Origin of the sequence: Deinococcus sp. AJ005 (genome assembly GCF_009017495.1) — a bacterium.
Lineage (GTDB): Bacteria > Deinococcota > Deinococci > Deinococcales > Deinococcaceae > Deinococcus.
The window spans coordinates 81,085-96,604 of record NZ_CP044991.1 but is presented as its reverse complement, the minus strand read 5'-3'; the positions used below and the strand labels follow the sequence as shown (position 1 = coordinate 96,604).

General features: G+C 56.1%; 15 protein-coding genes. 10 read left to right on the top strand and 5 right to left on the bottom strand.

The window, feature by feature from the left end:
• Positions 1–38 precede the first annotated feature (38 nt).
• A complete protein-coding gene (locus DAAJ005_RS18725) occupies positions 39–932 on the top strand; it encodes a hypothetical protein (protein ID WP_151848771.1) in 894 nt (297 codons plus the stop codon).
• Positions 933–941: 9 nt separating this feature from the next.
• Complete coding sequence (locus tag DAAJ005_RS18720) at positions 942–1,364, top strand: hypothetical protein (RefSeq protein WP_151848770.1); 423 nt, start codon at positions 942–944, stop codon at positions 1,362–1,364.
• Positions 1,365–1,634: 270 nt separating this feature from the next.
• Here DAAJ005_RS18720 and DAAJ005_RS18715 read toward each other — a convergent pair whose 3' ends face one another.
• The 3 genes from DAAJ005_RS18715 to DAAJ005_RS18705 form a co-directional block, all read right to left on the bottom strand.
• Positions 1,635–4,406, bottom strand: coding sequence for a hypothetical protein (locus tag DAAJ005_RS18715; protein ID WP_151848769.1), 2,772 nt, complete (start codon positions 4,404–4,406; stop codon positions 1,635–1,637).
• A gap of 538 nt (positions 4,407–4,944) precedes the next feature.
• A complete protein-coding gene (locus DAAJ005_RS18710) occupies positions 4,945–5,196 on the bottom strand; it encodes a hypothetical protein (protein WP_151848768.1) in 252 nt (83 codons plus the stop codon).
• Positions 5,197–5,392: 196 nt separating this feature from the next.
• A complete protein-coding gene (locus tag DAAJ005_RS18705; protein ID WP_151848767.1) occupies positions 5,393–6,022 on the bottom strand; it encodes a hypothetical protein in 630 nt (209 codons plus the stop codon).
• 30 nt (positions 6,023–6,052) lie between these two features.
• Between DAAJ005_RS18705 and DAAJ005_RS18700 the strand changes: the two genes are divergently transcribed.
• Positions 6,053–6,688: a hypothetical protein gene (locus DAAJ005_RS18700; protein WP_151848766.1), complete on the top strand. Its 636-nt coding sequence runs from the start codon at positions 6,053–6,055 to the stop codon at positions 6,686–6,688.
• 60 nt (positions 6,689–6,748) lie between these two features.
• On the opposite strand, the gene DAAJ005_RS18695 is transcribed toward DAAJ005_RS18700, so the two are convergent.
• Both DAAJ005_RS18695 and DAAJ005_RS18690 read right to left on the bottom strand, forming a co-directional pair.
• Positions 6,749–7,036, bottom strand: coding sequence for a hypothetical protein (locus DAAJ005_RS18695; RefSeq protein ID WP_151848765.1), 288 nt, complete (start codon positions 7,034–7,036; stop codon positions 6,749–6,751).
• The gene (locus DAAJ005_RS18690; protein WP_151848764.1) at positions 7,037–7,669 is read right to left on the bottom strand and encodes a hypothetical protein; all 633 of its coding nucleotides are present in this window, start codon (positions 7,667–7,669) and stop codon (positions 7,037–7,039) included.
• Between the two features lie 1,440 nt (positions 7,670–9,109).
• Between DAAJ005_RS18690 and DAAJ005_RS18685 the strand changes: the two genes are divergently transcribed.
• The 7 genes from DAAJ005_RS18685 to DAAJ005_RS18655 are packed head-to-tail and all read left to right on the top strand — an operon-like array spanning position 9,110 to position 15,519.
• Entirely contained in the window at positions 9,110–9,505 is a 396-nt protein-coding gene (locus DAAJ005_RS18685) for a TrbC/VirB2 family protein (protein ID WP_151848763.1), read from the top strand.
• Positions 9,506–9,517: 12 nt separating this feature from the next.
• On the top strand, positions 9,518–9,991 hold the full coding sequence (locus tag DAAJ005_RS18680; RefSeq protein ID WP_151848762.1) for a hypothetical protein: 474 nt from the start codon (positions 9,518–9,520) through the stop codon (positions 9,989–9,991).
• Positions 9,992–10,025: 34 nt separating this feature from the next.
• Complete coding sequence (locus DAAJ005_RS18675) at positions 10,026–12,503, top strand: VirB4 family type IV secretion system protein (protein ID WP_192930986.1); 2,478 nt, start codon at positions 10,026–10,028, stop codon at positions 12,501–12,503.
• Positions 12,504–12,517: 14 nt separating this feature from the next.
• Positions 12,518–13,540 (top strand): hypothetical protein, encoded by a 1,023-nt coding sequence (locus tag DAAJ005_RS18670; RefSeq protein ID WP_151848760.1) that lies wholly within the window; start codon positions 12,518–12,520, stop codon positions 13,538–13,540.
• Entirely contained in the window at positions 13,540–14,745 is a 1,206-nt protein-coding gene (locus DAAJ005_RS18665) for a hypothetical protein (protein ID WP_151848759.1), read from the top strand. The genes DAAJ005_RS18670 and DAAJ005_RS18665 overlap by 1 nt, the downstream gene beginning before the upstream one ends.
• Positions 14,714–15,244 carry a hypothetical protein gene (locus tag DAAJ005_RS18660; RefSeq protein WP_151848758.1) on the top strand — a complete coding sequence of 177 codons (531 nt, stop codon included), beginning with the start codon at positions 14,714–14,716 and terminating at the stop codon, positions 15,242–15,244. The genes DAAJ005_RS18665 and DAAJ005_RS18660 overlap by 32 nt, the downstream gene beginning before the upstream one ends.
• On the top strand, positions 15,241–15,519 hold the full coding sequence (locus tag DAAJ005_RS18655) for a hypothetical protein (protein WP_151848757.1): 279 nt from the start codon (positions 15,241–15,243) through the stop codon (positions 15,517–15,519). The genes DAAJ005_RS18660 and DAAJ005_RS18655 overlap by 4 nt, the downstream gene beginning before the upstream one ends.
• Position 15,520 lies beyond the last annotated feature (1 nt).

Here is a 15,520-nt window from a genome sequence, read left to right as displayed (position 1 = left end):
GAAAAATCCCCAGGCAAGATATTAAAGATGAATTGAATATGGACACTTATTCTATCCTGCCGAACGTCCCGAACACGGATTACTGTGCTGGCTCAAAATTAGACCTGACATTGATGTATCTCCCCGGCACCTGTTTTTACCTGGGAACAACAAAACTCTTTTGCGTTGAGGGCGATCAGGAGACCTTAAATCCGCTTGCGCCCAGGCCGATTGCCTTCCGGTATGACGAGGCCGTCAAGCGGGTGGGGGCCGCAACCCTCACTGCCGAGAAGGACTACCAGGCCGACTACCAGAAAGACATTCTGGAGGCCATCAAGCCCACCGCAAAGTTCTTCCCCCTGTTGTGGGACACCCTGCTCACGGGGGCGCTGGTGGCCCCCACGCAGACCCTCAAGCCTGACTTGCTGACCCTGGCCCAGAAGGGCAAGGACGCTGGAACCAGGTTGGGCGGCGTGTTCGCGGCCACCGCCCCGGTCTACTACGCCCAGGGCTTGACCGGGAACGCGGTCACCCTGCCCCTGCGGGTGCATACCCTGCCCGCCCTGACCGATGTGCTGGCCAATCCCAACCCGCCCGGCGTGTGGAAGCTTGAGGAGTTCAAGCGCACGTTCCCGCAGCAGCCGTCGCCCCTCTACGAGCGGTTCGGCTACACCAACTTGTTCACGGCGTGGACGCGGCCTACCGTCAAGCTCCTGCCTGAAGCTGTGGCGGCCAAGCCCCTGCGCCAGATGATCTACATGGCCACCGGCAACACTGTCTCCATCCAGATTCCCCCGGTTGTGGTGCCGCTGCCCGCGCCCGTGCTGATTAAAGAGTTCGCCCTGGGCCTGCCCTATGCCGGACTTCAAACGCACTTCACCTGGCAGAGCGTCCCGGAAGGGTACGAAGTGCCGCGCGTCAGTGGTGTCCCACTGATCGACTACCCGTTTTAAGGAGCGCCCATGAAAACCCTCTCCATCCTTGCGCTGCTGCTGACGGCCACCGCCCAGGCGCAGGCCCCCATCACCACCACCACCGACACCAAAGCCGTCCTCGGACTGCTTAGGGGCAACGTAGACCTGTACGGCGTAACGTTTGGCAGTGGCGAGTTCCAGCGGGGCATCCTGCAACTGACCCAGCAGCGGGCCATCAGGGTGCGGGTGATGACCTCTCCCAAATTTGCCCAGAACATGAAGCCGCTCAAAGCTGTGGGCGCAGCCGTCTACACCATGCCAGCGAACTTTACCAACAGTCTGATTGTCGTGCAGGGCGGCCCGATCATCATTTCTGGCAAGACCAGTTACCAGATCGTAACGGACCCGAAAAACGCTGCTGCCATGACGGGCCTGCTGACCCAGTACTGGCAGATCGCCAGGCCGTACTGACCAAACCAGGCGAAGTCTGAGAACCAGAACCTGCGGTAACGATATTGATCAACTGATCCCTCGCGGCTCGGACAGAAATTCCTGAACGTTCCCAGTGAACTTTTCTGAGCGCCGACTGGCTCCAATGCGTGATCCGGCGATTGGTGCTGGATTTCTCAGTAAGCGCCTGCTGCACGACCTAATTTGTCTTTGGGCGATTGACCCCTCATGTGCAAGAGCGAGATTTTGCCCCTGGCGCGGGCTGCTGCGCGAAGTCATGGCCCGTCTCTGTTAGCGAAGAATGGTCAGAAAGGAATTGATGACACCAGTGCCATTAAAATTCTCTGAAGTCAGTGTACCGATTCCACCATCAAAAAGTAGAACTCCGCTCTTGACGGCATCCATTTCGATCATAGAGGCTTGATTGGTTGTGATGTCAATTTTATTGATTCCAGATTGAGTGATCGCCCAGAGAATATTGATATTCTTGCGATCAAATCCGATAAGTTCCGTAATGGAATCTTTGTTCTGAAAAGTAGTCGTGGTACCATCCGCATTTATGCGGCTGAGTTGACCAGCCTGCGTAAAATAGATCAACCCATCATTTCTAAGGGCCAAGGAGCTTGCTTCGGAAGGACTAACCCCCTCAAGATTGCTTGTTTTGTCAGTCGTGGTATCTACACTTAGAATATCTTTAGAGTAAGATGACCGGAAAACGATATGTTTTCCATCATTGCTCGCAACAGGATAAATCGATCCATTTAGATCAGATTCGTAAGGAATTGATTTAACCAGACTAGTCAATGGATTCCAGCACGCGAGAATGTATGCCATCCCGCCGGTTGCAGTTGCCATTGGACTGACAAACCAGATGCGCCCCTTATCATCCGCCGCCGCGTTATAAGTAACAAAATTGTATTCGGCAGGTACGCCTTTTATAGACTGAACGCCTTGGTCGGTCACTATATAAGCTCCCCCTGTAAGGGAGTGTGATACCAAGAGAGTTCCATCTTTGACCAAGCGAGAAAACGACGGATCATCATTCAGATTGACTGCGGCGACGATCTTGTTATCAACCAGATGTGTAAATCTACCGACGTTTCTAAGCTGTTGCTGATCATAGAATGATGATATCACCCAGATTCCCTTATGATCAGCGACAAGTGATGAGGCATCTGGAAGATTGAGTGGTATGCGGGCTGGTCTGACAGCCAGATAAAAGGTATTGCTGTTGGATTCATTGGGACGGAGGTCCGCTGAGGTGATTTGGAACTGGACCGTCCCCACAGTGGCATTTGCGCTCACGATGACGGGCATTCCCACTGTAGTTGTCGTACCACGCACAACCTGTAAACTGATTGGCGCTACCGTGACTCCAGCGGGCAGACCAGTCGCCCGCAATGTCGTTGCCCCGGTAAAACCATCCTTACTTTCCACGGCCACCTCGATAATTCCTCTTTCTCCCTGTGCGAGAGAACGTGAAGGATTCCGGACATTGATGCGGACACTGGGTGTAGGAACTGTAAGGTTAATGGCCGCTGTTACGGTTTTTCCACCACCTGTGGCAACCACGTTGATGGGGTAGATTCCCGCTTTTAACGATGCGTCGCTGGTCAGAATGATCTGCGCGGAGCCGTAACCATTTAAATTTACATTCACCGGAGTAGCCATTGCACCAGTAGGAAGGCCACTCACACTGAGTTGCACATTGTTATTGAAATTGCTTACACTATAGAGTTCAGCGTAGATGGTTTGGGTACTACTGGGGGCAAGCTCTAGCTCTGTGGCCTGAACACGCAGATTAATATCGGGGCGATTAACACCAAGATTGCCGCTTTTCTGACCTACCAGTTTGCCATCTGCCTCCTTGAGAAGGAGATCGAAGGGCACAGAGAGATTCTGGTTTCCTGTATATTTGAAAATCAGCTTCTTCTTGAGAGCCTGGGATTTTAAACCGAGGGCATTGACAACGCCGTATCCTCCCCTTGAGCCTTGCGCGTTCAGTTTAGGCAGGGGATTAAAGACCAGAGTTTTAGGTTCCACGGTCAGACCGGGAACATTGGTCGACAGTGCCACTGATCCGCTGTAACCGCCGTCCTGGAAGAACACCGTATCAACCCCGATTTCCTTGTCGTCGATGAAATTCAAGTTGCTGTCCTGAAGTTCAATGTAGACCGACGGGAGGGCTGGTACGCCCCGCAACTCTGCAAGGACTTGTGGTCCCAGATCACGCAGTGTGTTGGTGTTTCCCGCCTTCTGGTACTCCACCGCGTTCCAGCCCTGTTTAAGGTGAAGATCGTAATTCAGGCCAAAAGCAGAGTCAGGGCAATTGACTGCTCCTTTGACTGTTGCGGCGTTCTCGCTGTAAAGCCTCGCCACAACACTGTCTTTTAAAGAGCTGCCAGAGACGATCACTTCGGTGATTTCCCCCAGCAGATCATCCTGACCGCTAAAGGCAAGCAGGCGGGTAAAAACACTGATTTGTGGATTGTATGTTGCCGTTCCCTGGAACGTGCAATTGGAATTGCCAGGCGGAATAATGGGGAAACGGCCATAAGCCGAGGGCACCTTTGAAAGTGACAGGGTCAGTTGCCCAGCGCCACTGATCTGTCCGGCATTGTCCTTGTTCAGTTCATCCGCGTTCGTCAGGTAAACGGCCTCCGCTCCAAAGCCAAAGCCCTGGACGGTTCCCTGAATCAGATTGGCCGTGATGGGAGCAGCAGTGGTTTGAGGCTTGTATTCCAGCGTCACGCTCTTATCGGCGTCCAATGTCACGTTCTGGATGGCGGGCGTGGGAGAGCCGTTCACCGCGCCACCCTGCACGCTCAACACGCTCCCGGCGGCCAGATCACCAAAACTTTTGCTGCCCGCGAGGGGGCCGTTGAAGACAATGGCCTTGTTGCCAGTGTTGATGACCTTGACTGGTGCACTGGCCACGCCGGTGACATTGACAGTCAGGGCGTATTTGGAAGAGAGCGAAGGAGTGGAATCGCCGCCACCACCACAGGAGGCGAGAAGAACGGCCAGACCAAGTAAAACCGGGGGAACTAGAAATTTCTTCATAAAACCTCAGAATTCTAATACTATCTTGCCCCACAGAGATGTGGAATTTTGCCCTCTCTTGAAATCGCTGCCACCTTCATGAAGATCTTGATGCGAGGAAATGTGCAGGTTTCGCGCTGCCACAGACCAGTGGGCCTCCGGCTCAGTCCTCGTCCAAACGGGTGACACAGCATTGGACCACCGCAGACACGCGTGTTGCGGGCTTGTCACAACTGCCGTCCTCACGTCGGGCTGCACAAGATGAGAGGGCCACCTCACTCTGGGCGAAAGCTTGAAATTGCTGTCCCAGATGGATCTCTGGAAACTATCTGGTCCTGAAGACCAGACGCATGCACGGGAGTGGCACTTGAGCTGTGACCTGGGAATGCACCAAGACTAAGGCAATGAGCAGGAGTGCCGAGGCGGGGGCAGAACGCTGGACTTGGATCAGGAGGATGACGACAGTGGAGCGCTCAGGCAGCGCGAACGGGAGCGAAAGCGCCACTCTGACTGGGGTGTAGAGACATACAGGAAAGGATGAGCGGTGCCTGTCTACCCGTCACGCGCTGGCGCGTAACGTCACATCTTCGGCGGCGATCTGAACAGGCGTAAAATGCAGAATCAGGTACGACATCTGTTCAGGAAGGCCCAGCTCAGTGATTCGGCGCTGGGTATAGCAGGCCAGTGCCAACTGATGCACCCCTTGACTCATGGGGCCGATCCACAGCGAACCGATGTACAGCACTGTGGACCGCACCCCATCGTCCCAGCGCAACACCACTTGCCATTGAGGAAGGCCAGGTACGATCATGACCATATTTTGCCTGATGGAAAGGGCGACGTGGCGCAGCTCTATCAGGTCTTATTCAGGCCAGCCATTTTCAACTTTCACTCGGAAAGTCGAGTGTCGGATGAGGTTATAGTTTTCAGCCGTCGACCTGACATCAGGTTGGGGTATACCCCAACCCGACAACGAAGGGGTGAAAAGCAGAACACCGCGTCTGCCTTCACTCCTGGGCAGGCAGCCCTGGTTGTTTCGCTGGCGATTGAAGGCCAGACAACAGGGCCATGCCTAGACCCATGACCAGCATGGTCAGCACACCATAAGGTGCGTAGATGTGGCTGCTCAGGAAAGAGATGGCGCTCAGTCCCAACAGCACTGCGCCAGGCCACAGACGCAGACCATGTCGGACCATCAGCAGGCCGCAGGTCAGCAGACTGGCCCCCAGAAAAGCCCACACGCCCACGGCCGCCAGCGCGTTGCCCTCCGCAAAGAGCAGCCGAATGGCCGAAGCGTCCTGACCCTGCAACGTCAGGCGGCCCGTCCCCACACCTGCCAGCACGTCCAGTGCCCCGTAATACACGATGTACACGAAAGCCAGCACACGGGCCACCCAGGCCAGCACACCGGACAGGGTGTGGCCAGAGACACCCGACAGCAACCACCACAGGTTGACGCCAAGCAAGGGAAACACGGGCATCAGTGCCAGATGCATGGCCGTCCAGTGCGTGGCCGTGTCTGCGCGAAGGTGGTGTGGATGCATCAGCCCCAGACCAGCCAGAACCAGTGGGGCCAACAGCAGCCCAGCCACCGTCCATCTGCGCTGGGGCGTGAAAAGGGGGAACGAAGTCGGCATGGAGCAAGGGTCCCCGTAAACTGAGGTGAGATGCAACGGACTGCCTCACCTGCCGAAGTCGTGACCCTCTCTGACGTTCGCGCCGCCCAGGTGCTGTTGGACCGGGAGGCCCGCACCTGGTTCAGACCCTTCTTTGGACGCCCGTCTACCGTGGCAGATGCTGCCCGCGCTCTGGGCAGGCCCGCCAACTCGGTGTTGTACCGGGTACGGGCGTGGCAACGTCTGGGTTTACTGACTGTGGCGCATGAAGACCGCCGACGTGGGCGAGTCATCCGGCACTACCGTTCGGCTGCGGATCACTTCTTCATTCCACAGGCCCTGACGCCCGCCCGTGACCTGACCGAGTTGCTGCGAATGATCAACGCGCCGTATCTGGAACTGTCGTATGCCAGCCAGGTTGCTGTTGCCCAGCGGCTTTCCACGGAGTGGGGCGTGCAATTTGCCCACTGGGGTGAAGTGGTGGGAGCCACCGGGCCAGGCCAGATCTGGCAGGCAGATGCGGCGTCCCAGCAGGTGCTGCTGGATCACTTCTGCTTTCCCCAACTTGACCACCAGGACGCGCTGCGTTTTCAGACCGAGTTGCTGACCCTCTTGGGCCGTTATGGTCAGGGCACGGGCAACACCACGTACATCTGTCATCTGTCGCTGGTGGCCCTGACGAAATGAAGTGGATAGGTGATGGTGGCTGTCTCATTTGAACGTCCAGATGATGCTAATTTTTGTCTCTTATGACATGACTGTTGTTTTTCTAAATCTCAACACCAGACTCACCACAATCAGATCGAAAACGATAAAAACTGTAAACAGCTTCAAAACATTGACAATAGAGTGATTCATGTAAGTACCAGGGAAAAATGCAATGCCGCCCATGACCATGCTTGCCGTGACAACTAGAAGAGTCATGGGCACGGTCTGGCGACGGAGCATGTGGCCCAACGCATACGTGCCCAGCGCGGCAGCCACAGCCAGCCATACGCCCACGGTCAGCACCCCATATTCAGCCGGAATCACCATTTACTGCCCCGCTCCGATGCCGACAATCAGCGTGAGTTGGGTGTTGCTGTCCACCTTGGCTGCCCGCGAAATGGACTGGGTGGCCTTGGGGAGCGCAAAGGTCTCACCGATGCCGCCCGCCAGGATTTGCCACAGCGGGGGCAGGGCGTTTGAAGCAATCGCCGCCCCGTCGCCAATGGCAATCTTGGGGCCGTTGCCAGCGTTCGCACTCAGGGCCGACTGAACGGCCCCTTGCAGGGCGTTGGCACCGTTCTGAGCCGCGTCGAGCGCCAAGGTGGGGGCAATCGGCTCAATGCGCGCCGGAACACCCTGGGTCAGGTTCTTGCCTTCCACCGAGTACGCCAGGGCGTCAATCTCAAAGACCTGGCCCCCTGCGTCGATGTAGCGCCGGAAGGTCATGTCCACGCGGGCCAGTTGACCGTTAATCGTGCCGACGCCGACGAAGGAACCGCCGTCCGCCGTGACCACCACCACCGGGACCGAGCCGCCGGTCAGTGCGTACACCGCCGTCACCAGCCGCACCGGCACCTGCTGGAGATTCTTATACGGTCCCAGCGCGCCCAGTCTGGAGGCCGCATTGGTGGCCGTCCCACCGAAGGGCGTTTCAGCCGGGACCGTGTTCTGCGCGGTCACGTCACCGCTTCCTGATGCTGATGAACCCACTCCTCCAAAGGTCAGTCCCTCGCCCGCAACTGGAGCCACGCTTTGTGCCGGAGCCGCCGCACTGGTCACTGCTTCAAGTGACGCCTGGGGAGTCTCTGGCCGCTGACGCTCGTAAATCAGTCCGCTGGACGCCCGGCGTGCAGGAGGAGCGTAGGCCACCGGCGCTGCGTTCCCCGACGGGGCAGATTGATTGATGTCTGAACCGAACGACGCATCTTGATTGAGAGTGGGAGCGGTTGAACCAGTCCGGGGGGATGGTTGAGGTGCGCCCTGCGCTGTAGGCCGGGGGGTGGCCTGTACCGCTGTCTGAGGGGCGGCCTCCGCAGCAAATGGAGCTGGACTTGTCGCAGCCAGGGCGGGAGCTGAAGCAATGGGCGTGGGTTCCTCTGACACAGAGGGCGGGGGTTCGTAGGCGATTGGAGCAGGCGGCGGGGGTTCATAAGCGATTGGGGTGGGCTGTGGGGCCGCCTGCTGAGCGGGGATGGTATTTCCAAAACTCTGAGCGGGACTCGCGGCGACGGGACGGTACACATCGCTCACAGGGGGCGTGGGCGAGCTGGACACCGGAGGAGCGGGAACAACTGGGGGCGTGATGGTGACGCCTTTGCTGCTTCCATTTTTGGCAGCCGCGCCACCAGCGCCCTGCTCACCCGCAAAGGCCGTCAGGTTGTCTTTGCCCTTCGGCTTGACCGGGCGGCTCCCACCCTTCCCACCTTCAGTGCCAGCCCCGGCCCCAGCATCCGTGCCAGAAGCTTGAGCAACCAGGCCAGTCTCTCCAGCGCCAGAGTTCCTTGAAGTGCCCGGCGTGATCTTGGCGTCCTTCGGCTTGGCGTCACTTTTCCTTGCTGTCTGTGATGTTGGAACACCCTGAAGACCAGCAGCCTGACTTGTTGGGCGCGATAGAAAGTACATCAGTGGGGCAATTCCCAGTAATAAAGCCGTTAGGCCATAAAGAGGAGCCTTTTTCTTGTCGTAGACGAAGCCCTGCCCTTCCCGCCGCATCAAAGCTGAGCGTTTGGCATTTCGCCTACGGTTTCGGCCTGATGAAGCACTGGCGGATGGCAGGTTGCCTTGATCTTTGAACGCCCTCATTTTTCTTGAGAGTTCGGCGGACAGCGCGGGATCTTTACCAGTCAACCTGTGCAAAAAGTTAGGAAAATCTGGAGATTCTGGAGCGGGAATATCTTCTGGTTCAAATCCTAATTCAGAAAGTTTCATCTGGTAGCTCTGAATAACCGTGTCCCATGTCTCATTTACATGAGAATTACGAGGAGAAGCCGTTTCGATGGCCTGTGTTGGGACTGCCTCTAATGGACTATCTGTCATATAAATATCTTATCATAAACATAATCTGTGCTAAAGTTTAAAGGTAGTCATACAAGTGTATAGATTGCCAGGAGGACACCAAGAATGCTTGAAACCGCGCAGACTGCCCCCGCATTGCTCACCGGGAGGAGCGATAGCGCCCTCTCAGCTCAGCCCGCCCTCCTGACCGTTCGCACTCAGATTGCCCTGCTGGCCATCGTTGTGGCACTCGCCGTTTCGTTTGGCGCGGCCCAGGACTTCACGAAGATCACGAACTTGGCGTGCGGGCTGGTCACCAAGTTGTCAGCACCTGTCCTCCTCGGGGCTGCTGGAACCATCGTCGTCCTGATGTTCGGCTGGAACAAACTCATGGGCGAGCAAAACGCTTTCCAGAGCCTTAAAAACGGCGTCATCGGGGGCATCATCATCCTGGCTGCCGGCACCATTGCTACCGCACTTTTTGGTTCAGGCTGCACCGTCGCCGTTCCCCCCATCCCATAAGGAAACATTGAAATGACCGGACGAGAGGCCACTCCAAAACAAGACCACCCACTTCGCCATCCTTGTTATCTGACGAATGCACGGGTTGGATTTGTTTCTTTTCTTGATCTTTCTGATCTTGTGGCGCTTGGCCTTGCTTTCTACTTGTCCGGTCAGATTGCCAATAAGGTGATTCCCAATCCAACAATGCGCCTGCTGTTCATTCTTCTCTGCACGGTTGCGGCGTGGTTTGTCAATTTTGCCATTAAGAAGCGGCTCTATCCGTATCCGAAATTCGTCGAGTTCTTCTTGAACTGGTGGCTCAACGGCGTTGACTATTACGTTCCAGACGTTGATACAAACACAGTCCCTCTGATCGTCACCCGTGAAATGACCATCGGCCACTCTTTTGACCAGATTGAAAAGCAGGTGGCGCAGGAGATGGCGAGGACAAGAAGGCTAGAGAGGAGAACCCGCCGTGTTCGGAAAACGAAAACAGAAGAATAATCTCGGTGAAGGCAAATCCTCTTTCGGGAGGGTTTTGCCGTACTGGGATCTTTACAGGGATGTGCTGGTCCTGACCGATGGAAGGCTGATGTACGGCTTTTATTTTGAACCGCCCACGCACATCCACTTCACCCCTGACAATTTGTTACGCCGCAGCGCCCGCCTCAAGGCGGTGTTTGACCTGGCCATTCCCGACGGCGAGACCATGACCACCTACACCAGTCTGCGGGGCGCGCACGAAGACGCCGTGGCCGACACGCGCAGGTACGCCGACGCCTGCCCGGACCCCGTGATCCGGGAGCTGACCCACGCCCGCGCCGCCCTGCTTGAAAGCAAGATCAGCAGAGGGGAGGTGTCCCACTGGCGCTTCTTCGCCACGGTGACCGTCACGCCTTCCAGGGAAGACCGCTTCACGGCAGACACCGCCCCCAGTGCCAGAGAAATTGAGGACGCCGTGAATAATGCGCTCTCACTTCAGGCCGGGACAGTGGCCCAGATGAACGCCAGCGGCTTCCGGGCCACGGCGATGAAGCAGCAAGACGTGTTCGACGAGTGCTTTCTGTACCTCAATCCCGGTTGGCCTACTGCACCTGCCTTTGTTCCCCAGGAGGAGCGGTCCATCAGCAGCAGCCGCCGGGGGCTGCCGGACCAGCAGACCCTGATGCGCCAGCTCACGGCCAGCGTGGGGAGCAACCTGGACGCCGGGTACTACGCCGCTGGAGACCGCTACGTGGACGTGCTGAGCGTCAGCCGCCTGCCGGAATACACCGAGACGGGCTACCTGCGGAGCATCACTGAAGACCTGCACGGCACCTATTACGTGGTGGTGCAGGCCCAGCGTGAAAGTGATTACGACGTGTCCAACGAGCTGGAGAAGAAAAAGAATGATCTGTGGACGCGGGTGCGTTCGCCTGGCGTGATTCCCAACGGCAAGGCCGTCAACCTGCTGGAACAAATCGAGATGGCCCAGCGGCTCGAAGGGCTGGAGTCCCGCTTTAAGGCGGCGGTCTCCATGGTGCTGGTGGCCGGGACCAAAGACGAACTGGACATCATGAAACGCAAGGCCAGGGGGAACATGTCACGCCTGCGCGCGGGCCTGCCGATCACTTACGGTTTCCAGGCCGAAGCGCAGTATTTCTCTCTTGCCCCGTTCGCTGGAGGCTTCAGTGGATTCCAGTTCAGCCCGTACACCAGCAACGTGGTCGACATTTTCCCCCCAGTCAGCCCCTGGAAGGGCTTTGACGAGGGCGCGATCACCTACCAGAACCGTGACAAGTCCCTGATCCGGTTTGATCTGTTCACGAAAAGCACCATCACGGCGCACTTTTGCGTCTTTGCCCCCACCGGGAGCGGAAAGACGGTGCTGGTGCAGTCGCTTTACAACGCCGAACTGGCCAGGTACCCGGACGCGGTGTTGCTCGTGACCGATGCCAAGCAGGACTTCGAGTCTTTCTTCAAATCCATTCAGGACGCGCAGATCATCAATTTTGGGTATGGATCGGAGACCCGCCTGAACGTCTTTGATCTGGAGGAAGGGGCCACCCTTCCAGACGGCGACAAGCTGGCTTCCCTGATGTCCTTTGTGCGGATCTTCGTCGAGCCGCCCGTGAACGACCTGCGCGAGAAGGGCTATGAAGATGTGGCGATCATTGAAGGGATCATGGCGATCTACGTTCAGTTCGCCCAGGAGGACCGCGCGCCGCAAATGTCGGACCTGTACCGGATGCTGACCATCATCGAGAACTACACCGACGATGGCCGCCGCATGGAACCCCAGGTGACCCTCGCCGCGCGCAGCGCCGCCGTGCGCCTGAGAAAAGCCCTCGGCTCCAGCCCGGTTGCCCCGTTCGTGGACTGCCAGAGCAACGTGAGCCTCCAGGCCCGCCGACTGTACTTCTCCATCTACGGCATTCCAGAGGACGATGAATTGATGAAGCGGGTGGCCAACCACATCATTAAAAACACCATCTGGTCTATCGCCAAGAAGTACGAGCGCGGCATCAAGAAATTCGTGTTCATGGACGAGTTCGAGAACCAGGTGCAGACCGAGGATGAATTGGACGCCGTGAAACGGATGCTCCGGGTGTTCCGTTCCTTTGGGGTGTCCTTTGGCATGGGGACGCAGTCTGCGACGGCCTCAGCGCATTTTGGCGACCTGCGGGACAGTTTCTCGCACCTGTTCATTGGGCGCTACAGCAAGGACGTGGCCAGGGACGTGGTGCGGGTGCTGAGCCTGCCCGAAGTCATGGAGGAAATCTTGCCCACCCTGAACAACGTTGTGGGTCAATACAGCGAGTTCGCCCTGCTCGTGCAGGCCAGTGGAGAGGCGGGCGGGGCCGGAACGCGGGTGGGCGACGTGATCCAGGTGCGGGAAAGCAAGCTGGCCCTGTGGATGTTCAACTCTGGGAACGACGAGGTTGCGGAGAAAACCCCCTACATCGAGCGTGCAGGTGGCGACGTTTTGAAGGGTGTCAAGCATCTCGTGCTGGACAAATTTGGAGGCTACCTATGAGACATGGGGCGATCTTGACCGCAGTGACCGTGGGGCTGCTCAGCAGCATGGCCAGCGCCGCCAATGGCTGGGACAATCTGGGAAACGTCTTGCAGCAGGCGTGTGGGGCGGCCAGCGGCAACGTCCAGGGCGTCGGCGTCATTGACACCGGGAAGTTTGGGGAAAAGATGCAGTGGCTGTGCCAGTTGCAGAGCATCCACGGCTTTATCAACAACAAACTTTTGAATGGGGACTGGGAAAGCTTTGCCAAAGATGTTGCCGGGAAATATATGGGCCAGCTCGCCAACTACGCCGGGGAAAATATGGGCAATCTCGGCGGGCTGAACGACGTGCTGAAACGGGTGAATGAAGGCATGGAAACCAGCTACGGGGAGTTCAGGCAAGCCCTCTATGGTTCGGCCCTCAAGAGTCTCGGCAAAGGCAAGTCCCTGAACGCGAATTACTCTGATGGCAGTGTCGGATCGGTTGCAGATCAGGCCATCGCCAACAACCCTTCCCTAGCTCTGGCAAACGGCGTGGCGCGGGCCAGTGACGCCATGAACGCGGCCCGTGGGGTTCAGAACGCTTACAAGGCGCAGAAGATCCAGAAGCAGACCACGGACGCTCTGGAGGCCAACACCGCCCAGGCAATGAACACCGCAACCAACGTGATCGGCACGCCTCTGAAAAAAGGTCTGGTGGACAAGTACACCGAGGACGCTGCCTCGGCCATCAGCTCAAGAGAAGTCGGCGAAGTGCTGGTGCAGATCACAGGCGAGGCCATGAAACAGGAGGCCACCATGTCGGTGGCGCTCCTGAATCAGTTGTCCGAAGTCGCCCAGCAGCAGGTGATGACGAACACCCAATTGATGCTGGAAAGCCAGAACCGCGAGCAGGAAATCATTCGCAACGAGGAAAAATTCAAGGCGGAGGTTGAACAGATGGTGGCCGACAATAAAGCGGAGGCGGCTGAGTACCAGCGCGAGATCAAAGCTGCTTACAGCAATATGTCTTCGATCATCGGTTCTGAAATCAAGCTGGACCCTGTGGGGAATTGATGAAACTCTCTCGCTTTCTCGTTCCTTTGCTGTTCCTGGCTTTGATAGGTATGGCAGATGCGGGCACGTTTGACACCTACCAGAAAGTTTTTATGGGCAATCCTCTCGAAATGGTCAATGATCTCAATTTGAAATTAAAGCAGTCGGGCATTGGCCCGAATATTAAAAAGCTGGCGTCTGCTATCGCTATTGCGGGATTCTTTTTTCAGCTTTGGAAAGGACTTGGGCGGAATAACTACAAAGAAATGCGTGCAACAATTATTCAGGCCGTCTGCGTCTCCATCATGCTCACCCTTGTCAGTGTTATCCATCAAGGTGTGATTATCTCATGGAATGCCACTTACACTGCTTCCAATGGGATGTTCACCAAAGACCTCAATAAAAAAATTGATGATGCTGGTACTCAAATGGCGAGTATGATTGGCACGGTTGCAGAAGTGGCGACTATGGGAACCACGGCAGCGGCCTACGGCGCTAAAGCTCTTGGCACAGGTGCTGCTCTTAAGAGCAGCACCAAAGTTCTCGCCAAAACGGGATCTCGTATTGGGGCTGGGGCTATCGCCCTCTCTGGATTTACCGTTATGTATGCCAGTATTATTGCTATTGCTGGGTTTATTGTTCTTGCTGTCGGTTACGTATTGCCACTGGCGATTGCATTTACGATGTGGGGACAGACGACAGCGATTTGGGCCTGCGTCAGCAGTACGCTGGGAGCCATCATCGTTACGGCTATGATTCCCCTGCTGGCTTACAGTGCGATTGACCGGGCTTTTATCAAACCCGCCGAAGCCACCAAGGCATTTATCTCGCAGAGTGGATTTGCTGCCAATTGGGACCGTGCTGGAGCTGGACTTGTCGAGGAAGATTTTTACGAGCAGACCCGCCAAGAAATGGCCGCATGTAAAGCCAGAGCCGCGTCTGCCACAGATGGAGAAAGTGTGGACTGTACCGATGAAAAGTCGGCAAATGTGATTGGTAGGGCATACAGCGCTGTTGCGGGAAAGTTGGGTGGCTATCTTGATAGCTTTGTTGATATTGGCGCTCAGCTTCTTGATTCCATCAGTGGCGCGATTATGCAAATTGTCCTGTCAATTATTTACTTCCTTGCCGCTATGATTTTCATGGGTGCGGCAGTCAACTTTCTGACAACAATCCTTGGTGGTGTTGCTTCCTATGCTGGAGCAGTCAGCAAGGGCGGCGGCTGATTCTATGAGAAAGTGTCTTCTCATTCTTGCTGGATTGTGCAGCTCGGTATCCTCCGCCCAAAACAGCGAGTACGAAAGAATGCTGGAGGCGCTGGAAGTATCATCTCATGGACGTGTTTTGATCTTTGCGCCCACTATCTTTGACATCCATCTTGCCAATAGTATCCGCCAGACTTATCTGGACAGAGTGCGGAATACCAAGGTCAAATTGGTTACGATTCAATATTATAATTACCTCGCAAAAAGCACCATCCTCTCTTTAGCAGTCATCAATGTTCCAATCTATGAAGTTCAAACGCCTGCTGCGGATGGAATTATCATTATTGATAATCAAGGATGGAAAGGTAGAAATTTAGGCAAAGTTCCCAATCCGAATATGGAGCGCCTGAGCGTTCAAGAAATTAATAATATGCTTCTCTGGTTCAATAAAGCCACAGGCAAGAATACGCGGATTACGCAATACGAAGCCCTAGACAGATTAAAGCAGGTGTTAAAATGATAAATCAGGATTTGATTGACCGCACGATGGTTGGGAAAGTTGCCAGGCGTTTTGATTTTAAGTTCAGCGCCTACTACATTTTTCTGACCCTGCTCAACCTGGCCGCGTTCGCCCTGGCGATTTATGACGCCAAGGGGCTGCTGATCCTCTTGATCACCATTGGATTTTCACTGAACATGCGCCTCAAGCTGACCACGCGCGAGGAGCAGCGGATCACCAATGAACTGCTAGAGGAAATCCTGGAGAACAGCGTGCCCCTGCGCCCGGTCAAGTAGC